Origin of the sequence: Bradyrhizobium sp. CCBAU 53351, assembly GCF_015291745.1 — a bacterium.
Lineage (GTDB): Bacteria > Pseudomonadota > Alphaproteobacteria > Rhizobiales > Xanthobacteraceae > Bradyrhizobium.
In genome coordinates, this window is the sequence record NZ_CP030059.1 from 3,275,319 (window position 1) to 3,298,958 (window position 23,640).

At 61.6% G+C, this 23,640-nt stretch carries 28 protein-coding genes; 10 read left to right on the plus strand and 18 right to left on the minus strand.

Features of this window, described 5'->3' with window-relative positions; genetic code table 11:
- The 11 genes from XH83_RS15300 to XH83_RS15350 form a co-directional block, all read right to left on the minus strand.
- A complete protein-coding gene (locus XH83_RS15300) occupies positions 1–417 on the minus strand; it encodes a DUF3168 domain-containing protein (RefSeq protein ID WP_194407774.1) in 417 nt (138 codons plus the stop codon).
- Positions 417–707, minus strand: coding sequence for a head-tail connector protein (locus XH83_RS15305; RefSeq protein ID WP_194407775.1), 291 nt, complete (start codon positions 705–707; stop codon positions 417–419). The genes XH83_RS15300 and XH83_RS15305 overlap by 1 nt, the downstream gene beginning before the upstream one ends.
- A 28-nt stretch (positions 708–735) precedes the next feature.
- Complete coding sequence (locus XH83_RS15310; protein ID WP_194407776.1) at positions 736–1,068, minus strand: hypothetical protein; 333 nt, start codon at positions 1,066–1,068, stop codon at positions 736–738.
- Positions 1,050–1,523: a hypothetical protein gene (locus XH83_RS15315; protein ID WP_194407777.1), complete on the minus strand. Its 474-nt coding sequence runs from the start codon at positions 1,521–1,523 to the stop codon at positions 1,050–1,052. The genes XH83_RS15310 and XH83_RS15315 overlap by 19 nt, the downstream gene beginning before the upstream one ends.
- A 336-nt stretch (positions 1,524–1,859) precedes the next feature.
- Complete coding sequence (locus XH83_RS15320; protein ID WP_194407778.1) at positions 1,860–2,435, minus strand: hypothetical protein; 576 nt, start codon at positions 2,433–2,435, stop codon at positions 1,860–1,862.
- Positions 2,435–3,592 (minus strand): phage major capsid protein, encoded by a 1,158-nt coding sequence (locus XH83_RS15325; RefSeq protein ID WP_194407779.1) that lies wholly within the window; start codon positions 3,590–3,592, stop codon positions 2,435–2,437. The genes XH83_RS15320 and XH83_RS15325 overlap by 1 nt, the downstream gene beginning before the upstream one ends.
- 15 nt (positions 3,593–3,607) lie before the next feature.
- Positions 3,608–4,105, minus strand: a complete 498-nt coding sequence (locus tag XH83_RS15330) for an HK97 family phage prohead protease (RefSeq protein WP_194407780.1) — start codon at positions 4,103–4,105, stop codon at positions 3,608–3,610.
- Positions 4,105–4,518: a hypothetical protein gene (locus XH83_RS15335; RefSeq protein WP_194407781.1), complete on the minus strand. Its 414-nt coding sequence runs from the start codon at positions 4,516–4,518 to the stop codon at positions 4,105–4,107. Before XH83_RS15335 ends, XH83_RS15330 begins: the two co-directional genes overlap by 1 nt.
- The gene (locus XH83_RS15340; protein ID WP_194407782.1) at positions 4,515–4,844 is read right to left on the minus strand and encodes a gene transfer agent family protein; all 330 of its coding nucleotides are present in this window, start codon (positions 4,842–4,844) and stop codon (positions 4,515–4,517) included. Before XH83_RS15340 ends, XH83_RS15335 begins: the two co-directional genes overlap by 4 nt.
- A complete protein-coding gene (locus XH83_RS15345) occupies positions 4,844–5,515 on the minus strand; it encodes a tail assembly protein (protein ID WP_194407783.1) in 672 nt (223 codons plus the stop codon). Before XH83_RS15345 ends, XH83_RS15340 begins: the two co-directional genes overlap by 1 nt.
- Complete coding sequence (locus XH83_RS15350) at positions 5,512–6,735, minus strand: phage portal protein (RefSeq protein WP_194407784.1); 1,224 nt, start codon at positions 6,733–6,735, stop codon at positions 5,512–5,514. Before XH83_RS15350 ends, XH83_RS15345 begins: the two co-directional genes overlap by 4 nt.
- Positions 6,736–7,409: 674 nt before the next feature.
- Here XH83_RS15350 and XH83_RS15355 point away from each other — a divergent pair.
- Positions 7,410–7,700 carry a hypothetical protein gene (locus XH83_RS15355; RefSeq protein WP_194407785.1) on the plus strand — a complete coding sequence of 97 codons (291 nt, stop codon included), beginning with the start codon at positions 7,410–7,412 and terminating at the stop codon, positions 7,698–7,700.
- 123 nt (positions 7,701–7,823) lie between these two features.
- Positions 7,824–8,576, plus strand: coding sequence for a hypothetical protein (locus XH83_RS15360; RefSeq protein ID WP_194407786.1), 753 nt, complete (start codon positions 7,824–7,826; stop codon positions 8,574–8,576).
- A 511-nt stretch (positions 8,577–9,087) separates the two neighbouring features.
- On the opposite strand, the gene XH83_RS15365 is transcribed toward XH83_RS15360, so the two are convergent.
- Positions 9,088–10,155: a GlxA family transcriptional regulator gene (locus tag XH83_RS15365; RefSeq protein WP_246776473.1), complete on the minus strand. Its 1,068-nt coding sequence runs from the start codon at positions 10,153–10,155 to the stop codon at positions 9,088–9,090.
- 48 nt (positions 10,156–10,203) lie between these two features.
- Here XH83_RS15365 and XH83_RS15370 point away from each other — a divergent pair, with 48 nt between their 5' ends.
- The 3 genes from XH83_RS15370 to XH83_RS15380 all read left to right on the plus strand — a co-directional run bounded on the left by XH83_RS15370 (position 10,204) and on the right by XH83_RS15380 (position 13,137).
- Positions 10,204–10,911, plus strand: coding sequence for a DJ-1/PfpI family protein (locus tag XH83_RS15370; RefSeq protein WP_194407787.1), 708 nt, complete (start codon positions 10,204–10,206; stop codon positions 10,909–10,911).
- 119 nt (positions 10,912–11,030) lie between these two features.
- Positions 11,031–12,296 (plus strand): ABC transporter substrate-binding protein, encoded by a 1,266-nt coding sequence (locus tag XH83_RS15375; protein WP_194407788.1) that lies wholly within the window; start codon positions 11,031–11,033, stop codon positions 12,294–12,296.
- Positions 12,297–12,408: 112 nt separating this feature from the next.
- Positions 12,409–13,137, plus strand: a complete 729-nt coding sequence (locus XH83_RS15380) for a creatininase family protein (RefSeq protein WP_246776474.1) — start codon at positions 12,409–12,411, stop codon at positions 13,135–13,137.
- Between the two features lie 71 nt (positions 13,138–13,208).
- Here the strand turns inward: XH83_RS15380 and XH83_RS15385 are convergent, their stop codons facing one another.
- Positions 13,209–13,832: a TetR/AcrR family transcriptional regulator gene (locus XH83_RS15385; protein WP_194407789.1), complete on the minus strand. Its 624-nt coding sequence runs from the start codon at positions 13,830–13,832 to the stop codon at positions 13,209–13,211.
- A 124-nt stretch (positions 13,833–13,956) separates the two neighbouring features.
- Here XH83_RS15385 and XH83_RS15390 point away from each other — a divergent pair, with 124 nt between their 5' ends.
- Positions 13,957–14,922 (plus strand): alpha/beta hydrolase fold domain-containing protein, encoded by a 966-nt coding sequence (locus XH83_RS15390; RefSeq protein WP_194407790.1) that lies wholly within the window; start codon positions 13,957–13,959, stop codon positions 14,920–14,922.
- A 124-nt stretch (positions 14,923–15,046) separates the two neighbouring features.
- Here the strand turns inward: XH83_RS15390 and XH83_RS15395 are convergent, their stop codons facing one another.
- Positions 15,047–15,286, minus strand: a complete 240-nt coding sequence (locus tag XH83_RS15395; RefSeq protein ID WP_194407791.1) for a hypothetical protein — start codon at positions 15,284–15,286, stop codon at positions 15,047–15,049.
- A gap of 385 nt (positions 15,287–15,671) precedes the next feature.
- Here XH83_RS15395 and XH83_RS15400 point away from each other — a divergent pair, with 385 nt between their 5' ends.
- Together XH83_RS15400 and XH83_RS15405 are read left to right on the plus strand one after the other, a co-directional pair.
- The gene (locus tag XH83_RS15400; protein WP_194407792.1) at positions 15,672–16,643 is read left to right on the plus strand and encodes an SDR family oxidoreductase; all 972 of its coding nucleotides are present in this window, start codon (positions 15,672–15,674) and stop codon (positions 16,641–16,643) included.
- 248 nt (positions 16,644–16,891) lie between these two features.
- Positions 16,892–18,007: an alpha/beta hydrolase gene (locus XH83_RS15405; RefSeq protein ID WP_194407793.1), complete on the plus strand. Its 1,116-nt coding sequence runs from the start codon at positions 16,892–16,894 to the stop codon at positions 18,005–18,007.
- A gap of 65 nt (positions 18,008–18,072) precedes the next feature.
- Here the strand turns inward: XH83_RS15405 and XH83_RS15410 are convergent, their stop codons facing one another.
- Positions 18,073–18,579 (minus strand): MarR family winged helix-turn-helix transcriptional regulator, encoded by a 507-nt coding sequence (locus tag XH83_RS15410; RefSeq protein ID WP_194407794.1) that lies wholly within the window; start codon positions 18,577–18,579, stop codon positions 18,073–18,075.
- A gap of 400 nt (positions 18,580–18,979) precedes the next feature.
- Between XH83_RS15410 and XH83_RS15415 the strand changes: the two genes are divergently transcribed.
- Positions 18,980–20,536, plus strand: coding sequence for a porin (locus tag XH83_RS15415; RefSeq protein ID WP_194407795.1), 1,557 nt, complete (start codon positions 18,980–18,982; stop codon positions 20,534–20,536).
- 263 nt (positions 20,537–20,799) lie between these two features.
- On the opposite strand, the gene XH83_RS15420 is transcribed toward XH83_RS15415, so the two are convergent.
- The 3 genes from XH83_RS15420 to XH83_RS15430 form a co-directional block, all read right to left on the minus strand.
- Positions 20,800–21,270, minus strand: a complete 471-nt coding sequence (locus tag XH83_RS15420) for a GcrA family cell cycle regulator (RefSeq protein ID WP_194407796.1) — start codon at positions 21,268–21,270, stop codon at positions 20,800–20,802.
- A gap of 72 nt (positions 21,271–21,342) precedes the next feature.
- Positions 21,343–21,540, minus strand: a complete 198-nt coding sequence (locus XH83_RS15425; RefSeq protein ID WP_007603456.1) for a hypothetical protein — start codon at positions 21,538–21,540, stop codon at positions 21,343–21,345.
- Positions 21,541–21,739: 199 nt separating this feature from the next.
- Positions 21,740–22,681, minus strand: a complete 942-nt coding sequence (locus tag XH83_RS15430) for an acetamidase/formamidase family protein (protein ID WP_194407797.1) — start codon at positions 22,679–22,681, stop codon at positions 21,740–21,742.
- A 218-nt stretch (positions 22,682–22,899) separates the two neighbouring features.
- On the opposite strand from XH83_RS15430, the gene XH83_RS15435 reads away from it, so the two are divergent.
- Entirely contained in the window at positions 22,900–23,616 is a 717-nt protein-coding gene (locus XH83_RS15435) for a YdcF family protein (RefSeq protein WP_246776475.1), read from the plus strand.
- The last annotated feature ends 24 nt before the right edge of the window (positions 23,617–23,640 follow it).

Genomic DNA, 23,640 nt, shown 5'->3' on the forward strand with positions numbered 1-23,640 from the left:
TTAGGCCACCTTCATGATGCCGGCGGCCGAGATAACGCCGTGCGAGAAAGAGCCGTGCGGATCGCGCATGAACCGGGTGAGGGTCACTGTGAGGTCGTGGCAGTCCCAGCCGTCGAGGTGCAGCACGCCATCAACCTGGGCGTCCATCCTCAAGGCGGCGACGATCGCGGACACGGCCTGCTTACACTTCTCCAAGCCGGGTTCCTGAAACCAGACATGCAAGGTCTGCTGACTAGTGGCGTTCCAACGCCCAAAGTTGGTGCTGCCCTCACCGACGTAGACTGCAGGCATGATCTCCGGGCGCCCCGTAGCGTCCCGAATGTTGTCCGGAGGCACCAACGCCAGAAGCTCTTCGGACGCGATCAGGCGCGCCCGAATGGCCTCTTGCAGGATCAATGAGGGATCAGAAGTAGTCATCAGCCGAAACAGAACGCACGATAGGGGGCCAAAAGGTCGAGGAAACCGAACGGCAATTCGGTAGCCGTCACGCCGACCAATGATGCTTCCCGGTTCTGATAGAGGTGTGCGGTCAATTGGAGCACGGCTTCATTCACCGGGGCCGGGGTGCCGTCCGCATCCACATCGGAGGCCGTATAGGCGCCAACCCACGCCTTAGCCGCCGCCAGCTTGTCCGTAAGTAAGGCGTTGTCAGCGTCAAACGTGACGTTCAGGTGGGCCTTGGCTTGGTCCAGGGTGATGCCGGGCATGGTCGAAAAACTCCAGAAAACTGCTGTCTTATGCGGCGGGAGTGGACCGGTCGCAGCGACTTCGCGGAAACATTTTGGTGGCCCCCCGGTCTAGCTCTTCCAACGCAAGCGAGCCGACGCGCTTGCGGTAGATGCGCAACGCGCCATCGATCGTGCAGACAAGCTTGTGAAACTCAGTCTCGAATATAGCGCTGCGGGTAGGGCGAGACGTGTGCTTGCGTGCCGGTGTGGTCAGTGTGCGCTCAATGGTCCATCCTTGGCTCAGACGCCAGTAGAGCAACTGAGGTGATTGACCGGTGTGCTTGGCCCAAGCGCTGATGGTCTGGGTCATGCCGTTGTGGGTCAGGGTGCGGGCTGGCATTCGGTGTTCCTGGTCATCTTTCGAAAGGGTGTGGTGAGGGCGCGTTCGATCGGCCAACCATTGCTGATCCGGTAGTAGAGCACGGGGTAAGTGCACCCGATCTCTTTGGCCCATTGCAGGATGGTTAGGCGCTTACCGCCGAATTCGTAGAGCTGGCCTTTGCGGAGCCGGGTGGAACTGGCCTTTGGAGTGGCGGTTGCTGACTTCTCGGTAGCCTTTGCGGACTTCACAGCTGCCTTGTCGGCGCGTTGCTCGATGCGCTGCTGTGCCAGCTTGCGGGTATAATCGGGGTCAAGGTCGGCAAGCGCGCACGCGCGATTGAAGTTGCCATTGGACCTGAGCAGCCAGTCATGAGCCGTTCGGCGCTCGAACGTGGTGCAATCCGACTTGCCGGACGCGTCGGCAATGGCTTGGGCGATAACGGCGCGCCAAAGGGCCTGCTCTGGGTTAGCCATGTGTGCGCTCCCTCGATTGCTTGCGGCTGGCATGGCAAGGCGAGCTGGCGAGGGGCTGCCAGTTGGTGCGGTCCCAGAAAAGCTTCATGTCGCCGCGATGGGGAACCTTGTGATCGACACAATCCGCGATGCGACCACAGCCACATGCACAGAACCGGTTCTGGGGTAGGGCAAGGAATTCTTTGCTCTCGCGGCGCCACTTGGAGTCATAGCCGCGTTGGTGTGCGTTGGGCCGGAGGCGATCAGCCTCAGCCTTGCGCTTGACCTGACAGGGGCAAAGCTCGCCTGCCCAAACGAGCTTGCCGCAGCTACAGACGCGACGGGGTTTGAAGGGCATTAGGAGCGACCCTTTCCAATGGCGTTGATCTCTTTGCGGAGATCGGCAGGCATGCCCTTGGTCGCGTCTATTGTCTCGGTGTCGTCGCGCTTGCCGAAGATGGCCGCAAGCATTTCAACGCGACCTTCCTTAGCGTTGATGATCTCTGCCGCTGTTGCGGCCCAGGTCGCTTCCGGCGTCCATCCAAGCCAGCCGGTGCCGATCTGGTAAAGCTGGGTGAAATACTCCTCGAATGACAGAGGCTCACCGGACTGAGGTTCCGAGTCGCTGTTAGTGACGCCGCATAGGGCGGGAATGAATGCGAGAAGCTGTTCGCGCGCTGCCATGAGGGCAGGGATCATGCTCGGGTCTTCGTTGCGGGCATATTCAGCCCAGCCCAATTGATCGGCGCAGGTCATGGTGATTAGGTCGGAAATTGCCGTAAGATTGCCTTCGCTGATTGCCTGAAACAGCGACTCAAAGCCGCTGTAGGAATGAGCGAGACGGAATGCCGCCCGCAAAGACGGGCGCAAGGTCAGCGTCACGCTTGGCGAGAGCGTGATGACCAATTCGTCATTTGCGAGCGGCATAACCATTAGGGCTTCGTCGACTTGATGACGACGGCCGCTTCGCTCAGAAGCGGCTTGCCGCCGACGCGACGACGCCAGCGAACCTTGACGATACCGTTATCCGCGCCCGTCAGGTCATCGGTGCGAACGGCGAGACCGACGCGATCGACAATCTGGTAAGCAGACGCCATGTCACCGAACACCACCGGGTAGGTTGTGCCCGTCGTCGCCGGCAGAAGGCTCATGTCGATCGACTCATAGACCGGGCGGCCCAAGAGCGTCGGCGGGGTGCCGTTGGCGAGGCCATCCGACCAGATCGGCCCTTTGGTGCCGATGACGATGTCGGCCATTTTGCGAATGAGCCCCATGGTCTCGCGGCGCATCATCCAAGAGCCGTTGGCCGCATAGGCGCCGGGCAGCTTGTAGAATGCGTCAATCAGTGCTGTGACGATGTCGGAGCCGTCCGCCGCAGCGTTCACGAATGCATAGTTCGCGGGAGTATTGAGCAGGCCCGTCGGCTTGCCGTTGCCGTCGCCGATCATGAAAGCCTTCGCTTCCACCTTGCCGGTGATCTTGGCGATATGACCCGCGACGAACGAAAGCAGGTCGATATCCGCATCTTCCAACAACTGTTGGCTGATGGGGATATAGCGGGCGTTTTCGAACGTCTTGATGTTGAGCTGGCCGAATACCGGCTCGGTAGCGGTGCGGTTGCCGGTTTCCGTGACCCAGCCTTCGCCGTCCGCGTCGGTTTCCAGCGTCGGAATGTAGACTTCGGTGGTGCCGATGGTCATAGCACTGGCGAGACCGCGAAGCGGCGAATACTGGCGCACCTTCTCCAGCACGCTCTTGCCGTATTCCGGGCTGACGACGTATCCGCCCGCCGTGGTGGTGCCAAGATTGAGCGTCTTGCGCTCAAGGTCGTCCAGGGCGCCGGCACCGCCGCGCAAATACTTGTTCAGCGCCTTGGTTTCGAGACCGGGCTCATTGTCGTTCGCGGCACGATTGCCGGGCCGGTTCACCTTTGCCTCGATGCGGTCCAAACGCTCGGTGAGCTTGGTGTTGTCGTTTGCGGCCTTCGTTTCGAGGGCGGCTTTCAGGTCCGCCAGCTCTTTAGCAACCGACGCGATCGGGTCGTCGGCCTCGCCGGTATCCTTGAATTCGAGTGCATGGGCAGTTTTCATTGGGTCGTCTAGCTCCTAGGATTTCAGCGTTGCCGTGAAACGCTTGATGAGATCGGCCACGGCACGCGCCGCGTCGTCGGATTTGGTGCCGGTTACCCGGGCACGCGGATGGGCGGGGTTGCGCACGATCGACGTTTCGAACACGTCCAGTGCGGTGATGAGACGCCGCGCGCCTTGCTTGATCGCGGTTTTGGTTCGGAAGCCGATGCTGAGACCGCTGGCGAGTTGGCCCCGGATCATGGCGAGCACAGATCGCGCGCGCGGCCGATCCATATGCAGCTTGCCTTTCACTATCAGGCCTTCCTCCGTTTCTTTCACTTCCGTCCAGGTGCCAATGAGGTCGCTGGGGTCGTGATTGAAAAGAATGGGCATGTCGGTGACAGCGATGTTGAAGGCGCCTTTCTGAATCAGGTCGCCATAGCTGTCTGGGCCAGCATTGAACGGCCAAGCGATGCCGGTGATCTCGCCTTCGTCACTGACGCTCAGCGTTGCTTTGATCTCTAGGCGGTCCATCAGTTATTCCGATAGGCGCTGTAAAGATTGACGACGCGATCGGCAGCTTGCGCGACCGGCGCCGCCGACGTGCCGCTTCTGATTTTCAAGTAGCGAATGGCGAACCATCCCCATGACGCAAGGCGGATGGCGCGGTTCGCTGCTGCTTGAAAAGAGACTTCGCCATTTTCGTCCCAGAGATCGCGATAGGTCACCCCGTCGCTGCTAACTTGGAACGTGATCACGGCAGCCGTCCACGCGCTCGGAAATTCGATGCTCGCCAGTGCGTGGTTTGCCAGATCGATAGGCGCGGAGAGACTTTGTCCATTGGCAATGGTCGCTGCCGCGCTGTAATCGACGCGCGAGCCGTCGCTTGTCACGACTATCGGCAGCGGGTTGGCGTCGTTAACGGGCGTGCCGGTGGCAAAAGTCACTTTGAAGTTTCCTTTTCGTTGGGATTGCCGCACAACGTCCGCTCAAGGATCTTTGCGGCAAGTTCGTATGTTTCGATGAGGGGGCGGCCTTCGACATAGGTCGCGATTAGCTCGTGCGCGCGCTTGGGCGTCATGCCGCCGCCGATGAGGGCAAGCCGGATAGTTTCGTTGATGTCGGCCTGGGCGAAGTTGCGCGCGAATAGGCGATTGGCGATAGCGCCGATACCGGAGCCGCACTTGACTTGAAGCTCTTCAATCTCGCGCTTGGTGAGGCGGAATGTGTGTTCGCCATCGCCAAAGAACGCGATGTAAGACAGATCAGTCATCAACCGGCCTCCCCAAAGGCGGTCTCGATTGAGCCGGCGTTGTCGGCATAGACGCTGATATCTTCCACATCCGACCACGCTTGAACCGGGGTCGATCCGACAAAGCACTCGCCGTAGATCAGAGGAACGGCGTTACCTTGCTTGCCCGAATTGCCGATGTTGCCGCCGTTCACGCTGAGCGAATTGGATGCCTGGGCTTGGTCGCCGGCAGGTTTGGTGAGCAGAGTAGAAGCGCCGGATAGCGCAAGACCGAGACCGAGCGCGGCCAAGGTGCCGTAAGTTGTACCGCTCAAAATGCCAGAAGCCGCAAGCGGGGTGGCAAGTGTGCCGCCTGACAGAAAGATTGCGCCACCGACAAGGGCCGCACCGAGCACGATCTTGGTGGTGCCCTTCGCAGTATTGGAGGCCGCGCCCTTTGCGACCGGAATGACGTGCAGGTCGGCTTGACCCAGATTGAACTGGTTGATCAGATCGATGTCGAGCTGCATCCCGCTGCGCTTGTCGCCCCGCACGAGCTTATAAGCCCCGTGCTCAAGCGATTTGACGAAGCGACCGGGGAAAGCGCAGTTGAGCGCGCGCAACGCTTCAGCGGCCGTCGCTACGTCAAAGCGATGGGACGCGCCGAACTCTTTGCCGAGCTTGCCGTGCAGGTGGACTAAACGCATCGTCATGCGGCCTCCGCTTGGGCGTTGCCGTTGAGCTTGCCGCCCTGATGCGCTGAGCTGGTATTGGGGTTTTCGAAGATGTCGCCGCCTTCATAGGCGGGATAGCCAAAGCCAAGTTGGCGGGCTTCGTTCGGGTTCAGGATGCGAGCGGATACAGTAGCGCTGAGCGCCTGGGCGCGCGCGAGAAGGTCGGCGCGGGCGAAGCCGTCAACGTTGAATTCAATACAGTATTGCTTGCGCTCTTCCGGGGGCAGAAGCTTCAACTCAAGCTCTTGCTCGAAAGACTTCAGTCGGGGCAGTAGAGCCTGCGAGAGGAATTCTTGGCCGATGGCTTCAATCGATCGCGGCTGAGCGCGGTCAACCTGCATCAGCATATGCAGCGGGACGCGCCAAAGTCTGGCGATCTCCGCGACCGCATAGGTGCGCATTTCAAGGAACTGAGCATCAACGCTGTTGAGCGTTAGCGCTTGCCAGTTGAAGTCGCCGGGCAAGATTGCCGTGCCGCCCGATTTGTTGCCGCCGTGAGCAGCATTCCAGGCCGTGGCGACTTTCGTGAGCGCTTCCTGGGTGGCGTTGCCCTTGGCCGTGAGGACGCCGCTGGGGCGGGCGCCCTTACCGAACAGCCTCGCTGCATGGCGCTCCAAAACCAGGGCGAGCGCGATGGCTTCGCGACCTTCCCCGACCAGGCCTTTGCGCGGATCATAAGCCGGGGTCGGAAGATGGATCAGGTCCGTACCCGCGATCTCGCGACCATCGAGCTTGTAAGTCGGCTCAACGTCGGAGTCGTCAACAGCTACCGGGTTGGTCCGGGGATCAAGCCGGATCAGCTCAGCGGGCTTGCCACCGTCAACGCGATTGATGAGCGCGAAGCCGCCGTGCGGCTGCAACAGCGCGTCGGCCATGAGCTGGGTGCGGAATAGGGCAGCGGGGCTGAAGGTATTCGGCGCGTCATGCAGGAGCGCGTAGAGCGGGTGTTCGGGGGCTTTCTCTTTGCCGCCGTCATCAAGCTTGCGATAGATGTGGAGCGGTAGTGAGCCCGCCGCTTCGCTGATTGATCGCACCGCGCACGCGACGGGCGCGCAGGACATGGCGGAGTAAGGCGAGACGGTCACGCCTGAAAGGGTTGGGCTCGCGCCGAACATCTCGACAAGCCAAGGCTCAGGCGAGGAGATGCCTGACTTGGTTTCGAGTCCGATCAGTTGTTTGAGGCGCGACGTGAGAGACATAGACCAAAGGGGTTTGCGCGTCCGCTGAATTGCGGATGCGTGGTGTAGTTCCCCTTTGTTTGCTCTGAAGTCGTGATCGCGTTTTCTCGCGAGCGATCACCGACGCAAATATAATCTCACGGTTTCAAATTGCGCGCAAGCGGAATTTCGGATTGTCGAAATTGTATACTTACAGGCGCGACGGCGGCGGAGGAGTTTGCATTCCGGGAGCAGTTTTCCATTCCGGAGGTGGGCTGACCAGGGCGGTGGCTGTAACGCCGCGCCGACTATCTAATAGATATACCCTCTTACTTCTCTTCTCTTACTTAGACGACACAGCGTTACAGGATCGCCCCGGTCATGATTTCTTGTGCTTTCAATTAGATAAGGCTGAAAATCGCCCCGGTCATGTAACGCTCGGCCTCAAATCGCCCCGGTCATGTAACGCCGCAAATCGCCCCGGTCAGTAACGCTGCGTTACAGGATCGCCCCGGTCACCCTGGGAAATTTGCGGGTGGTCGCTGGGCTGTAAGCGTTGGCTTGCATCGAAAATATTTTCAGCCGCCAACATCCGGATATCGTTCGCGGTCGATATCAGCACCAACTTACATTTTCGCCTTTGTCGAAGTCGACCGCTTGCTGCCAGCTCGCAAATCGATTCATTTCGGTTCCGTTGCATCACACATGGGGCTGACATGACAACTGAAAGCTTTTTGCCGAACGGACTTTACGCGCTCATTGTCGAGCGGACGACCAAGGTTGCCGGGCAGGGCGACGTTGAGCTGATCAAGATTGCAATGGGACCGCTGTTGCATGACCGTCCCGGGTTGGCTGAGCGGTTGGCGCATCTTGAGCCGTGCCCGTGCAGCGGACGGATGACCGCCGATCAGGTCAAGCACTGCCTGGGCGTGGATGGCGACTACTGGCCGAAGGAAATCTATGGCGCGGCGCTGTTGGCAGCAGTCGAGGGCTCCGCGGTTAGCTGAGCACTGGTGCGAACGAATTTTGTTAAGAAGGCGCGGGGAGTTACGCCTTCTTGTTGAAAGCATGCGCTCGGTAAGGTTGAATGCGATTCGGCGGACGCCAGTAATTGTACCCAGACAATTTCAATGCCCTATGCACACGACGACGAGACCGTCTACAGTCAGGACGCGCCTAAATTCACATTTGGTGAGGTCATCGCAGGACTGTCCGCGTTGTACGTCTTGTGCATTGCTTCGTTCAATGCAGGCTACTTCTCGCGGCTAAAAGGGCAGTTCTTACAACTTTTTTCGTTTGCTGATCTGATAGGATCGAATATCGCAATTCTCCAGTATCTGACCGCTGCTATTGGTTGCTATGTAATCCTGTCATTCTATTTCTCCATCCTGCCCGGGGACGTTGCCGGCGATCTTAAGCGTTGGGCTATCAAGAATTGGAACGCTCTCGACACGTTAGAGGTGCCTTACAACATCCTGGCTGTGATTGCCCTGCTAGTTATCCCCTACGTGCTGGGGTCTATGATCGAGAGTCACAGCTTCACCCTGGCATTGTTACCGATCGCAATTCTTCAGGGAGTTTTTTTGCTCAGCCTGTGGACGGGATTTCAGGAAGGCACAACTAGTTTTAAGGCCTTCGGCATTTGGACAGTGATCGCGGCAGCGAACTTCTCTTATTCATCGGGAAGTTTTTGGGCCGCTAGCGAAATCTCGGAGCCGCGTAATCAGCAATCTTTGATATTGGTGAGCGGCACTTGCATTGATCGCATCATTCTTCGCACTAACTCCTCCGGCTTCTTGCTCTACAACTTCGCGCTGCAGCAGACGGAGTTCAGGAGCAAAGACGACGTGCGGACCGTGTTTGAGTCGAAGTCATGCACTTGACCGTTGCGGACAACGGGTTTGCAGCGGGGGTCAAAAGCGCTGTGATTTCAATACCGCCGGAATCGGGCGGTTTGCAGAAAAGTCTAACGATATCAAAGTTCAGCGCTAATCTGGGAGACTAGGGGTCGGAGGTTCAAATCCTCTCGCTCCGACCATTTTTTCAAAGCATCTGTCGGGTGGATTGACTGTTGGCGCGAGCCTGCTGCCGGCGTTGCGCTGCGCGACATCGCTGCCCGACGAGGTGCTAAAAGTGGAAATGTCAAAAACAACCCCATGCACAGTACCGAAGTCATTGGGGGGATGTCGGTTTTCCGAATTGGTTTTGGGGGTTGGTCATACGGGGCATGGCCGCCTTTTCATCGGCGGGAGGATGGAGGCGATCTAGCGGGATGATCAAAACCCGTAAGATTTTGATGGGTGGATTGCCGAAGGCTGCCATCACGCAAGTGCTCCGGCGATGGCGCGTTCCTATCTATGCAGCTCAGCATAATGCGCAGGACAGCTGAGCCGATTATTGCCCTGCTATCGGCTCGCGAAGCTGATCACCGCCTGCGTGAAACCTGGCGCGATATTCGTTCGGCAGAACACTCAAACGCCGACGGAAAGCCCGTCTCATGTGCTCTTCGCTTTGAAAGCCGGCACGGACAGCGATTTCCTTGATACTGGCTTCGGATTCCTCGAGAGCCCGCCGTGCCGCCTCGACACGAAATTCCTCAACGGTCTTGCCGGGGGACTGACCTGTTCTTTTCCGGAATAGCCGGGCAAAGGTGCGAGGGCTCATCTTCGCCTGCTCGGCCAATCGTTCGACGCGCAGGTCTCCTCCCAGATTGTCTTGGATCCAGGCGGTGATCTCCTCAAATGCCGGATGGTCGGACGATTGTACTGAAAGCGGCACACTGAACTGGGCTTGGCCTCCAGGTCGCTTGAGAAAGACCACCAATCTTCGCGCGACCCTCATCGCTTCGCGATGGCCCAAATCGTCCTCCAGAAGCGTGAGCGCCAGATCGATACCGGCGGTGACACCCGCCGACGTCCAGATGCCCCGGTCATGAACGAACACGGGATCGACTTCGACCGTGGTGTCGGGATGGCGGGTCCTCAGCAAGTCGCATGAGCCCCAGTGCGTCGTGGCGCGACGACCAGCAAGGAGGCCGGCTGCCGCCAAGACAAATGCTCCCGTACAGACCGAGCAGATGCGCCTGACGTGCGGAGCGGCCGAGCGAAAAAATGCGATGAGCTTGAGATCTGTGGCGGCTCGGTGAACGCCGGGCCCACCGCCGATGACCAGGGTGTCGATGCCCTCCAAATCGACAGGGAGTGGTCGCGTCATCAGTTCAAGGCCGGCGGAGGTCCGAACAAGCCCCCCGTTGGCGGAGCAGATCTCCCACACGTAAGGCGGATTCGATGCGTCATTTTCGCAAGCCAACTCAAAGACTTGAAGCGGCCCTCCAAAATCGAGCAGAAGCCCATCCTCGAACAAGACGAAGACGAGACGTCGGGGGGAAGCGGCGGGCATGGCAGCCTTGGCAGAAAATGCGTGTAGATTGACATTTCGGCAAAGTCCGGCGGCTGTCAACATCGTCCAGTCAAAGAACGAGACGGCATCAGTCAAAGGAAGAGGCGACAAATGTCCGACAAGCCCATTCAAATCGGGATCGTCTGCTTCCCGGGTATGACCCAGCTTGATGTGACGGGGCCATTCGAGGTTCTTGCCCGATTGCCGAACGCCAAGGTTCATCTGCTCTGGAAGCGTATCGAGACGATCGTCAGCGACGTCGGACTGCCGCTGCTGCCGACAACGACGTTCAGCGAGTGCCCCGACCTCGACATTTTCTGTATCGGCGGCGGTCCGGGCATGACGTCGATCATGAGCGATGACGAGGTGATTGCCTTCGTCCGCGAGAAGGGTGGTTCGGCGCGCTATGTGACGTCTGTCTGCGCCGGCAGCCTCGTGCTGGGATCGGCTGGCCTTCTCACGGGTTACGAATCGGCTTGCCATTGGCTGATGCGGGACATGCTGGCCTCGTTCGGTGCCATCGCCGTCGACCAGCGCGTCGTCGTCGACCGCAATCGCATCTCGGGGGGAGGGGTCACGGCCGGGGTGGATTTCGCTTTCCGGGTCGCCGCCGAAATCTGCGGCGAGGACGTCGCGAAAAGGTTGCAGCTGTTCCTCGAATATCAACCTGAGCCGCCGTTCGATCTCACGGTCCAGAACGCTCCTCCGGAGCTCCTGTCGGAGATCAAATCAGCCTCGCTGCCCTGGCTCCGCGCGCGTCAGGCCGCCGTCGATCAGGCTGCGGAAAAGCTCCGGTCGCGCAAGGCGGTGCCGGCTTAGGAAGCGGCAAGGCCAGGGGTCGCGGACCACCAGCTGCGACGCCCATGTCATTTCGCACGACGGCAGACTTCACGGCAGCAATCTTGAAGCGACCACGCGACATATATTGGGAGCGTCGAATGACCAGCCATGGGTCTAAGCAGGAATTGTTGGTGCGATGTCAGGGGCGGCGAGGTGCCCGCGTGACGGCTCTCCTGGCGATCATCGCGTTCGGATCGCATTGTGGCCAAGCCGATGCCGCGGAGTTCTCAGGCGGCCTCATCAAGATCGGTATCATCAACGATCAGACGGGTCCGCTATCCGACATCAATGGACCGGGATCAGTCGTAGCGGCCAAGCTTGCGGTTGAGGACTTTCAGAGGACGAATCCCTCGGTCAAGGTTGAGGTCGTATCGGCCGACCATCAGAACAAGGCGGATATAGGCGTAAGCATCGTGCGCAGATGGTTCGATGTCGAAGGCGTCGACATGGTCGCGGATGTCGGCAATTCGGCTGTCGGGCTGGCCATCCAATCGCAGGCAAGAGACAAGAACAAGATCGTCATCTATACGTCAGTCGCGACGACCGAATTGACCGGCAAACAATGCACCAAAACAGGCCTGGCCTGGCTTCATGATTCCTACAACCTCGTAGCAGGGCCAATTCGAACACTCGTCTCTCAAGGCTTCGATAGCTGGTACTTCATCGCCGCCGACTATGCTTTTGGGAAGAACATGGTGCTCGAGTCGCAGCGAGTGCTTGCCTCGACCGGCGGCAAGGCCCTCGGGGCCGTCTACCATCCGCTCGGGAATGCCGACTACGGGTCGTTCCTTCTTCAGGCGCAAGCCTCTGGTGCCAAGGTCGTCGCCTTCGCCAATGCCGGCGACCAACTCGTAAACTCCATGAAACAATGGAACGAGTTCGGCATGACCGCAGGCGCTCAGAAGCCGATCGCCGAACTGATGTTCATCAGCGACGTGCATGCCATGGGGGCCCAGACCGCGCGAGGTCTGACCACTCTGACTGCATGGTATTGGGCTCGGAATGAGGAAACGAGAGCGTTCTCGCAACGCTTCTTCAAACTTCGAAACGCAATGCCGACTGAGCCGCAGGCGGCCACCTACTCCGGCGTGCTGCATTATCTCAAGGCCGCCATGTCGGCCGGTACTGACGCGACCGATGCGGTTCTGGAGAAAATGCGTGCCACCCCGATTGATGATTTCTACGCGAGAGGAGCGACCATCAGGGAAGACGGAAAGCTTATTCACGACTTCTACCTGGCGCAGGTCAAGGAGCCGTCGGAAATCACCGCCCCCTGGGATTACTATGACATCATCAAAACCGTGCCGAGTAGCGAGGCTTACTTTCCCTTGAGCGAGAGCGAATGCCCGTTGGTCAAGAAGTAACCCGGGCCGCCGGCGCGGTCGTCATATCGTCGGAATGATGGTCATGGCATGCACGACTTGGAATTGCTTGGATGCGGCCACTCTGCGAACGCTCGCTGCGCGGGACGCGATTGTGCTTCTGCCCGTCGCATCAACGGAACAACATGGTCCGCACTTGCCGACCGGCGTCGACGACATGCTGGTGACGAACGTGTGCCGACGGGTGGCTGGCTTGTTGACTTCAGAACTGCCCGTCGTGGTCACACCGACGGTATGGTGTGGCTTGGCTGACCACCATGTCCCGTTCGGAGGGACGTTTTCGCTGACGCTTCAGACATATTATCTGCTCTTGAGGGACCTGTGCCGCTCCGTGTTGGAGGCCGGCTTTCGCAAGATCGTTCTTGTCAACGGACATGCCGGAAACATCGCGGCCTTGGCTGCGATCACGACAGATCTGACGCGTGAGCTGAATGCGCCGATCGCGACAGCGACCTATTTCATGGCGGCCCGGGAGGCGATCTCGAGTATTCTGGAGGATCAGCCCGGTCTCATGCACGCATGCGAAGCTGAAACGTCCATGATGATGGCCGCATGTCCCGAGTTGGTCGATGCCGATCGTCTCGGGGAAGCGCAGGGGCCGGCCTTTGACGTTGTTGCGTCGCTGGTGCCGACGCTGAAGCGGTTTGTGTCGTTCGAGCAGGTGACTTCGACTGGCGTTGCAGGGGACGCCAGACGCAGCTCGCGGGACAAGGGGGAGGCGTTGCTGGCCGCATGCGCGTGCGCGCTGGCCGACGGGCTGAGGCGCGGGGAGCCTTGGGAAAAGCCGGCGTTCCCTTCCACGCCGAAAGCCGGAGAGGCGTGATGGCCCCGACAGCGAACACGACTAGGCCTCGCAGTCCAGCAAGCGCGTCCAGGTTTCGGGCATCGTTCCACCTACCTCAAATATCCCACCACTAGCCGCGTCGTCTCGTCCACCAGCACCTTCACCATCTTCTCCGACAGCATCTCGGCTCCGTGCAGCACCGTGTTGTGCGCGACCGACTCGATCGCGCTGACGCAGATGAAGGTCGCTACATCCAAATCGACCTTGCGCATCTCCTTGCGGCGGCTTTCGAGATAGCTGCGCACGAGGGTTTGGACCTCGCGGTTGAAGGCTTCGACGTCTTTGAGCTGGCCGGTGCGGGGAATCTGCTCGGCGAGCACGCGGTGCAGTTTCGGGTTGATGCGGTGGGCTTCGATCGCGACGGTGACGAGTTTTCGCACGGCTTTCTCGATCGGGAGGTCGGCGACTTCCACGAGGGCGGCGCGGACGATGCCCATGATCTCCTCGTTGTGATGCTCGATCACAGCGGCGACGAGGGCTTCCTTGCTTGGAAAGTACTGGTAGAGCGAGCCGACGCTGACGCCGGCGATCTCCGCGATGCGGTTGGTGCTCGCCTTCTCGAAACCGTCGCGGACCAGAATGCGAGCGGTCGCCTCGACCAGCGCGTCGACGGTGGCGCGTGAGCGCGCCTGTGAGGCGTTTTTGCGCGGATTTGTCGGTGGCGTGCGGGCCATGGCATTGCGATCCGAATGCGAGTAGGAAAAGCGAGCGAATGCTCGCATTATATCTGCCTATGGCGGCCTTCTCGCAACCATCTTCGTCGCCATATGGATGCGAAAGCCAGGCGGAGAACGGACCATGAGCGTCGCAAGACTTGTGTCGTCCCTGCAGTTTTGTCCTGCGATGTGCGCGCCGCGCAACCACGATCCCACGCCGAGCCTGCAGAGCCGTCTGTTCAACGCGGTGCTGCGGCAGCTCCCCTACAAGCAGCAGCTCGCCTCCGCCGAAGCGGTGCAGGCGCATGTGCAGAAGCTTGCCTTGCAGCCGGCCTCGTTCGAGCCGACCGGGCTTGGCCGCGGCGTCGAAGCGATCCTGACCAGGATGGGCGGCTGGCCGGTCTATTACACCGCGCCGGCGTCGGGCCATGAGGGCTGCAACTTCGTCATGTTCCTGCATGGCGGCGGCTACATCAACGAGATCGTGCCGGCGCATTGGCGCTTTGTCGGCGAGATGACGCGCAAGGCGAACGTCGTCTGCGTCGTGCCGATCTATCCGCTGGCGCCGCGCGCCACCGCGAAGGACCTTGTCCCAAGGACTTCCGAGCTGCTGCGGATGCTGCTGGAGGATGCCGGGTCCGCAAAGGTGACGGTGGTCGGCAATTCCGCCGGCGCGGGCCTTGCGCTCGCCGCCTGCCAATGGCTGCGCGATCGCGGGCACCGACAGCCGGCGCGCTTGATGCTGATCTCGCCGGCGGCCGACGCCTCGGTCAGCCGTCCCGAGCAGATCGAGATCGCCGCGCGCGATCCGGTCCAGGACATTCCCGGCATCGTCGAGGCTGCCAGGCTATATGCCGGCGAGCTCGATGTCGGCCACCCCTTCGTCAGTCCGCTCAACGGCGCGTTCCGCTTCCTCGCGCCCATGACGATCTTCTCAGGCACGCGTGATCTGCTCTATCCCGACAGCGTCGATCTGGCGGAGCGGGCGAGGGCGGTGGGCGTGCCGGTGGATCTGCATCTGCTCCGCGACCAGCCGCACAATTATGCGCTGATGCCGACGCCGGAGGGCCGGCGCGCGCGGGCGATGATTTTGCGGGCGGTGGCGTGAGAGGCGTGTGACCGTTGTCACAGGGATGCGCCGTCGTGTCGACTGGCGCGGGGCCCATTGGAGGCGGCCTCCGGGGCGTTTCCTCGTCGTCTTCTATCTTCGCGTCAGTAGTTTTGCGGGATCTTCAGGCGTGGCCCTTGATCTCGTAGTGACCCGGCACGCATTTGAAGCGCTCGAGGCGCCAATTGGCGTGATAGATCGGATGCTCGCCCATCCATTTCGCAAGGGGTGCCTGTGCGCCGACCGCGCACTGCATCATCGAAATCTCGGGCGTCATGTTGCTGTCGGTCACGATTTCCTCGACGCAACTGCCTGAGCTAGCTGCGCTAAGCCGGCAGAGCACGGCTACGACGGTCACGAACATTCCTGTCACCTCATCGGTAGTTCTGGACCACGAAGAGGATGCAAGCGGAGTGCCAGAGCCTGTGACACGCAAACAACACGCTGGCCTGGCCGACTCGACCCAGCGTCCGGTGTCCATTTGATGATTCGGATTGTAAAAAATTTGCCTATAAACCGAAGCCGGACAAATACGGGAACCGGATGGTTATGTCCGATTGCGGGGGTGTGGCTCGGAGGGGCAGCGGCGCGACGAAACGTCGGAATAGTCCATCCGCCGAAATAAGCGATGTCGGCCACCGCGGGCGCCTGCTTTTACCTGCCGGTGCAGCGCTGCTACATTTTGCGCGCGCGTCGGCGAACGGCGCGGCGACGAAGAAACATACCGACAAGGGAGGGACTCCAGTCCCATGAAGGATTTTGCTGGAAAGATCGCGGTCATCACCGGCGGCGGCACGGGTATGGGGCGCGAGCTCGCGCGGCAGCTGGTGGCCGAGGGCTGCAACGTCGCGATGTGCGACGTCTCGGAAGCGGCCATGGCCGAGACCAAGCGGCTGTGCGAGACCGAGAAGCTGCCGCAAGGCTTGCGCGTCACCACGCATGTCGCCGACGTTTCGATCGAGGATCATCTGAAACGGTTTCGCGACGAGCTCGCCGAGCAGCAGAAGACCGATCGCGTCAATCTGTTGTTCAACAATGCCGGCATCGGCGGCGGCGGCAGCCTGTTCACCAACACGCGCGAGCAGTGGGAACGCACCTTCAACATCTGCTGGGGCGGCGTCTATCTCGGCGTGCGCACCTTCCTGCCGATGCTGGTCGCGGCGGACGAGGCCCACATCGTCAACACCGCGAGCGTCAACGGCTTCTGGGCCTCGATCGGCATGAACCAGGCGCACACTGCCTACAGCTCGGCGAAGTTCGCGGTGAAGGGATTCACCGAAGCCCTGATCAACGACCTCCGCCTGCACGCGCCGCACGTCAAATGCTCGGTGGTGATGCCCGGCCATATCGGCACCTCGATCGTCTCCAATTCGCGCAAGGTGCAGAGCGCCGACGGCTCGGAGCGACTCAATGCCGACGAGGTCGCGCTGACCCGCAAGCGCATGGTCGCGGCGGGCGTGCCGGATGCCGACAGGATGTCGGACGAGGACATTCAGGCGGCGTTCGCCGAGCGCGCCCGCAGCTTCCTGGAGGATGCGCCGACGACGGCCGCGCAAGCGGCCAAGATCATTCTCGACGGGGTCAAGGCGGAGCGCTGGCGCATCCTCGTCGGCGAGGACGCCAGGCGATTGGACGAACGCGTGCGCGCCACGCCCGAGCAGGCCTATGACCGCGCCTTCTACGAAAGCTTTACGCAGGAGGTCGGCTGGAAGCTCGGTTGAGACCGCCGGCGGGCGCGCCGATATAGGTATGATAGTCATCATGACAAGGGGTGTGCGCGTGATATTGCGTGCCACCTCTTGCCAATCCCCGGCTCTCCATGTCGGATCGGAATGTCATGCATGCGTCACGGATCGTCGCTCAAGCGAAGGTGATCTCGAACGCTTGTAATGCCGCGCGCGGCGTCTTGGTCGGACACCTGAAATGGTTTAGTCAATCAGGGGTAACGCGATGATAGAGCGCAGCTCCGATGATACCCGCATGCCTCTCCGACGACTGGATCCTCTGCCCGGAGCGAGAGGACATCTCCGCTGAATTCACGCGGCTGCTCACCGCGGCCCAGGAGGGCGGCGCCACGATCGCCGAATGCCTGATGATCGCGCGGCAGCTGAAGCGCGGCGACGATCGCTCCTGGCATCGCGAATGGAAGCGGCTGGCGCAAGCCAACCGGCAGCGCGCCGAGGCCGCCTTCGCGGAAGGCCATATGGCGAGCGCACAGCGCAACTGGCTGCGCGCCATGAACTATTATGGTGCAGCGGCCATGCCGCTCGAGCAGGACGACGAGCGCCGCTGGGTCGCGGTGCTGGCGATGCAGGAATGCGCACGCCGCTACCTTTCGGCGCGCAGTCCGGCCGGCGAGGTCGTGACCATCCCCTGGCTCGACGGACATGCGCTGCAGGGCTACTTCCTCCCGGCACCGTCGGGCAGCGTGCGAGCGCCGACCGTGATCTGCATCGGCGAGCCCGGCCACCGCAAGGAAGAGTTCTTGTTCAAGCTCGCGCCGCATGCGCGCGAGCGTGGCTTCTCGCTGCTGGCGCTGGATCTGTTCGGCGAGCAGCGCGACGATTTCATCGATGCGCTGTTGCGGCGCCGCGATCTCGAGAGCGCGATTCCTTCCGTCATGGACTATCTGGAGACGCGCGGCGAGGTCGATTTCGCGCGCGTCGGGATCATTGCCGATGGCTGGGGCTCTTCCTTCGTGGCGCGGGCGGTGTTGCAGGAGCCGCGGCTTGCCGCCGCCGTCTGCGACGGCGGCCTGTGGGACCTGCACGAGCGCGCCTTCTTCGCCAGCCGATTCGCGCTGAGCGACGTCGGCATCGTGCCGGTGCCGCATGCGCCGCTGATGGCCTCCAGCGCCGACTGTCCGGTGCTGATCACGCTCGGCGAGGACGGCTGGCTCAAGGCCGACCGAGCCCGTCAGATCGTCCAGAGCTCCCGGCTCGGCAGCTCGGATGTCATGTTGAAGGTCTTCACGGCCGCCGAGACCGGCGCGGCGCAGGCCCACGCGGACAATCCGAGCCTTGCCAACGAATATATCTTCGACTGGCTCGAATCGCGGCTCGGCGCCGCCGCCCGCCGGATCTGAACCCGGCTTTATCGCTTGGGCATGATCTTGTCGGAAAACCGCGGCACACTTTTCCGCAATGTGCCCTAGAAGTCGAGCGAGATCCGGACGCAGGCCTTCTCGAGGCGAGTCTTCAGCGTCGCGAGCTTGGTAGTGAATTCCGCCAGTTCGTCCTCGTCGAACTCCTGGAAGACGAATTCGCGAATCGTCTTGTACTGCTCGTTGAGGCTCGCGATGTGCTTCTGCGTCTTGTCGGTCAGCGACAACCGCACCACGCGGGCGTCGGTCGGCGAGGGGCGACGGCGCAACAGGGCCTTCTTCTCCAGCAGCTTGGACTGCGTGGTGATGAAGGACGGATCCACGTGGAGCAGCTTGGAGACGACGTTGACCGGGATGCCCTCGTCCTTGTCGAGGTCGGAGATGGCCATCAGGATCAGCCATTGCGGGCCGCTGATGCCGAGCGTCTTCGCCCACAACTGACGCAATTCCTCCAGATGCATGTTGATCGACGATATCTCCCAGGTGAAGCGCCTGATGATATCCAGATTGCCGACCGAGCGCATACGCGCTCCTTCTTTCCTCGTCGCGGACACAGCGTCACTCCAGTGAACGATGGTTCAGGCCGGTGTTCGTGGAGGGCCATAGTCCACGCAAGCCTGCTCTGACGCAAGTGCAGAGCAGGGTAATTTCGTCACTAAAATTACAAAGATGATCAGCTCAGCATTAGCCCGTTGACTTCCGGTGTTGCGCGCGGAGCACAGGTCGGGCGAAACCATAAAGCTGATCTAATAAACTATTTTGATTAGCGAACGACGCGCTGCATATTGTTCCCCGACGGTGGGGGGTACTCGATCGTCCCGTTGCAGGTGGTTCGCTCACGTTCCTCGCGTCGCGATGCGGGGGTGTCCGAAAGCGGCCGAGCGGATTTGAGAGGCGGGGATCTGGGGGGCCTCACGGTCCGTCTCCGCAAAATGAGCAACTTGGAGGTTTTAAATGAAAGTGGTGAAGAGCCTTTTGCTCGGCACTGCGGCGGGTCTGATCGCCGTCGGTGGAGCCCAGGCGGCCGATCTTCCCGTCAAGGCCAAGGCGGTCGAGTATGTCAAGATCTGCTCGCTTTACGGTGCGGGCTACTACTACATCCCGGGCACCGATACCTGCATCAAGCTCGGCGGCTATGTGCGTGCCGAAGTGGCGCTGAACGCGGGCGGCAATTACAGCGCCCAGTACAACGGCGTGTTCGCGGCCAACAACCGCCTGACCAATTACTACTCGATGCGTGCTCGTGAAGACCTCAACATCGACACGCGCACCGCGACCGAGTACGGCGTCGTCCGCACCTATTTCGACGCGGTTTTCACCTGGACGACCGGCAGTTACGGCGGCACGGGGTCGGCCACGGGCGCGACCCAGTACAGCGGCACGATCGGCCTCAACGCGGCCGGCACCGGCCTCACCGGTTCGAGCGGCGGCGCCATCAACGGCACCGACGGCAACACCTCGGGCGGCGCGCTCGGCGTGTACTACGCCTTCATCCAGTTCGCCGGCTTCACCATGGGTAAGGCGGTGTCGCAGTTCGACGCGCCCTGGATCAACTATCCCGGCAACAACTTCGACCAGCTCGTCGGCGGCAGCGGCACCACCAACGGCGTGGCGCAGTTCACCTACACGGCCGATTTCGGCCAGGGCATCACGGCGGCGTTCTCGGCGCAGGACCAGACGCAGGTCTACCAGACCAGCCTCTGGAACACCGCGGGCATGTCGACCACCGGCGTGCTCGGCGGTGCGTACGGCTCGAACGACATCGGCGGCAGCCGCTCGCCCGATCTCGTCGCGATGGTTCGCGTCGATCAGGCCTGGGGCATCTTCCAGGCGTCGGTCGCAGCCCACGACAACCATGTCGCCTATTACGGCGCCAACGAAGCCACCGGTCATCCCGAAGACAAATGGGGCTGGGCCGTTCAGCTCGCATTGGGCATCAAGAACATCCCGACCGGCGCCGGCGACGTGATCAACATCTCGGGCGTCTACACCGAGGGCGCGAGCCGCTACAACTTCCAGGAGCTGGCCGCGACCAGCTACTCGATGTTCGGCAGCTCGAACGCCGCCTATCAGAGCATCGGCTTCGCCGGCGTGTCTGACGCGGTGTTCGCCCCGGGCGGCCAGCTCGAGCTGACCAAGACCTACGGCTTCCGGGGTGCCTTCACCCACAACTGGAGCCCGTACTGGAATACGGCGCTCTACGGCGCGTGGGCCGCGGTCAACTACAACGGCACCGCGAAGGGCCTGATCTGCGGCAGCGCCGCGTTCGCCACCCTGACCGGCACCTGCAACCCGGACTTCAACATCGGCCAGGTCGGTGTCATCACCCGCTGGACGCCGGTGAAGAACCTGACCTTCTCGGCTGACTTCACCTACAGCCACCTCGATCAGAAGTACTCGGGCGCGATCACGACCGCCGCGCTGACGGGCGTCGCCAAGCCGGCAGCGACCTACGAGCTGAAGGACCAGGACACCTACAGCCTGCTGCTGCGCGCCCAGCGCAACTGGTAAGCTTCTAGGTTCTTCGATCCGACACAGCCCCGGCGGACAACCGCCGGGGCTTTTTCTTTGCAGGCGCTCGCACGCCTCATCGCCGTGCGGCGGACGAAGACGAGCCATGCGATTCAAGCGTCCCAGATTAATTTACTTACATGAGTTACTAAGCTATATAGCTGAAAGCCAGATACGAAAGTTGCGGCTCTTAGCTTCACGCTAAGCCTCCAGAAGCCTCCGGCGATGCCCCGCCGGAGGTTTTTTATGTCCGCAAGTGGAGTTCAGCCCCGCATCACGCGAACGCGGGCGGTTGGCCGGTAGGCGAGGCGGCTGTGGCCGGCGCAATAGGGCTGACCGTCGGGCGCGGAATTGCCGCAGAAGCAGAAGTCCTCGGCGCCGGGCGTCGAGATCGGCCAGCGGCAGCGGTTCTCCGAGAGCTCCAGCAGCGAGCAGCGATTGGCCTCGTCGATCGGGCCTGTCACCACGCGGGCGTCGGTGTCGCCATAGATCGTGGCGAGCATCTCGAATTGCAGCCGCGGGACCGCCTTCGCGCGCGCCGGGCCTCTGTCCTGAATCTTGCGCTCATCGCCGGTGCGGCCACGCGTCAGGTTGAGGCGGGACAGCTTGCCGATCACGGCGTTGCGGCTGACGCCGATGTCGGCGGCGATCTCGCGGCAGGAAAGGCCGGCCTCGAAGTGCCGCTTCAGGAGCTCAATTCGTTCGTCGGTCCAGGTCGGTGAGAGAACAGGCATTTGTCAACGGTCCCAGGTTGCAGCTGTCGGCCATCCGCCTCGAGATCCGTCCGCCTCACGTTCGGCGCGCGCTCACGTCCTGCCATTGTCGCGGATCGACAAAAGCCCGTCCTTGATGGCGAGACGGATGCCTTCCTCGATCAAGGTACGTGCGACGCCGGGAACGCTGGTGCCGTGGGTGCCCTGTCTCACCAGCTTCTCCAAATAGGTGATGGTCGAGAGCGCCAAGGTTACGGGAATACGGTCAGTCTCGGCTTTTTCGGTGGCCATGGCCCGAACGCTAGCCTCTTACTCGGGTACATAAAAGTAACGATTAAGACTCTATTTAGGTTCAGGGCCGGAAGTCAAATGCAGGCTGCGCTTGACGCTCAGCATGTTGGAATCGCACGGGAAATCAGACACGACTCAGCGCACCGCGCGGGGATATGGGCGGCGGCGTGGGGTCAGCAGGTCGGGAAGGGCGGTCCGCTCAGCCGTGCACGATGGCCTTTTCGATCATGCAATGGATGCCTTTGGAGCCGTTGACGGTCTGGGTCACCCTGAGATCGGCGGCCAGGCTGCACAGCGTGTAGGCGTCCTCGCGCGACAGGTTTCGCGTCTCGCCGAGCAGCGCGATCATGTCGCGCAGCGCGCGCACCACGCATTGGTCGAGGTCGGGATCCATCGCCATGGTCATGTAGTGGGTCGCCGTCTCGGCGCGGGGATAGTCGAACTTGAGGTCCTTGCGCAGCGTCAGGCGGAAGCGGCCCTGCAGCGCGGTCTCGATCGCAGTGACGCAGACCTCGCCATCGCCCTGCACGCCGTGGCCGTCGCCGCAGGAGAACATCGCGCCCGGCACGAACACTGGCAGATAGAGCGTCGCGCCCGCGCCAAGCTCCTTGTTGTCGAGATTGCCGCCCATCGCGCGCGGGACCAGCGAGGAGATGCGGCCCCAGGCTGGCGGCGGCGATACGCCCATCACGCCGAAGAACGGCTTGAGCGGCAGGTCGAGGCCCCACGGCATGCGGCCGGTCATCCGTGTCCGGTCGAGCGGGATGTTCAGGATGCGCGTCTCGTGGAAATCGTCGGGCAGGGTCCCGGATAGCGGCTTGATCATGTTCCAGCCCCAATCCTGCCGGAGCTGAACGTCGAGGATCTCGACCGCGAGCACGTCCCCGGGCTCGGCGCCCTCGACCGCGATCGGGCCGGTGAGGATGTGGCCGGGCAGCATGCGCTCGTTCCTGGCGTGAACCTCGTGCATCTCCGGCGGAATGTGAAACTTGTCGCGGTCGGGCAGCATGTCCGGCCCGCCGCTGATGGTGTCGACCGTCACCTCATCACCGCTGGCGATGGTGAGGACGGGCTTCAGCGCGGCTTCGAAGAAGCCCCAATGGCAGGTTTCGGGGCTGGAATGCAGGTGGTGATGGGTCATTTGCCGCGTCCGGTCGCTTTCATCAGGCCGGGCTTGACCCGGCGATCGATCATCTTTCAAGAAGCTGTCTGAAGATCGCCGGGCAGGTCAAGCCCCGCGCAGACTGGCAAGATCATTCCCGCGAGGCTCCCCTGTATTTCGTTCTGTCCAAGACCCTTGGCGCTGCGCTGCTGCCGATCAATCTTCTGGTCGAGCTCGGTATCGTCTCGCTGGTGCTGATGGCGACGCGCTTTGCCGCGCTCGGCCGCAAGCTTGCCGTGACCACGCTGGTGCTGCTGGCGCTGGCGGCGTTCTCGCCGCTCGGCAATCTGCTGATCTATCCGCTCGAAACGCGCTTTCCGGCGTGGGACGCCGCGCGCGGCGCGCCCGACGGCATCATCGTGCTCGGCGGTTCGGTCGACACCGATCTGTCGGCGGCGCATCGCACGCCCGTCGTCGCGCACGCCGCCGATCGCCTGTTTGCGCCGGCCGAGCTCGCGCGCCGCTATCCCAATGCGCGCATCGTGTTCACCGGGGGCAGCGCCAACATCGTCTCCAACGACGCCCGGGAAGCCGACTACTCCGCGCCGATCCTGGAAAGTCTGGGCATCCCGAAGGAGCGTCTGATCTTCGAGCGCAATTCGCGCAACACGTGGGAGAACGCGATCTTCACCAAAGAGCTGGTGACGCCGAAGCCGGGCGAGCGCTGGCTTCTGGTGACCTCGGCCTTCCACATGCCGCGCTCGATGGGAATCTTCCGCCAGGCCGGATTTGAGGTCGAGGCCTATCCGGTCGACTGGCGGATGGGCGGACGTGACGATCTCCTGTCCTTCACCAACATGGGCATGGATGGCCTCGGCCGAACCGAAGTTGCCGTGCGCGAGTGGATCGGCCTCGTGGTTTACCGCCTGATGGGCCGGACCGGCGAGTTGCTTCCCCGACCCGGCAAGGACTAGAACGAGAGCCGCAAAACAAGAATA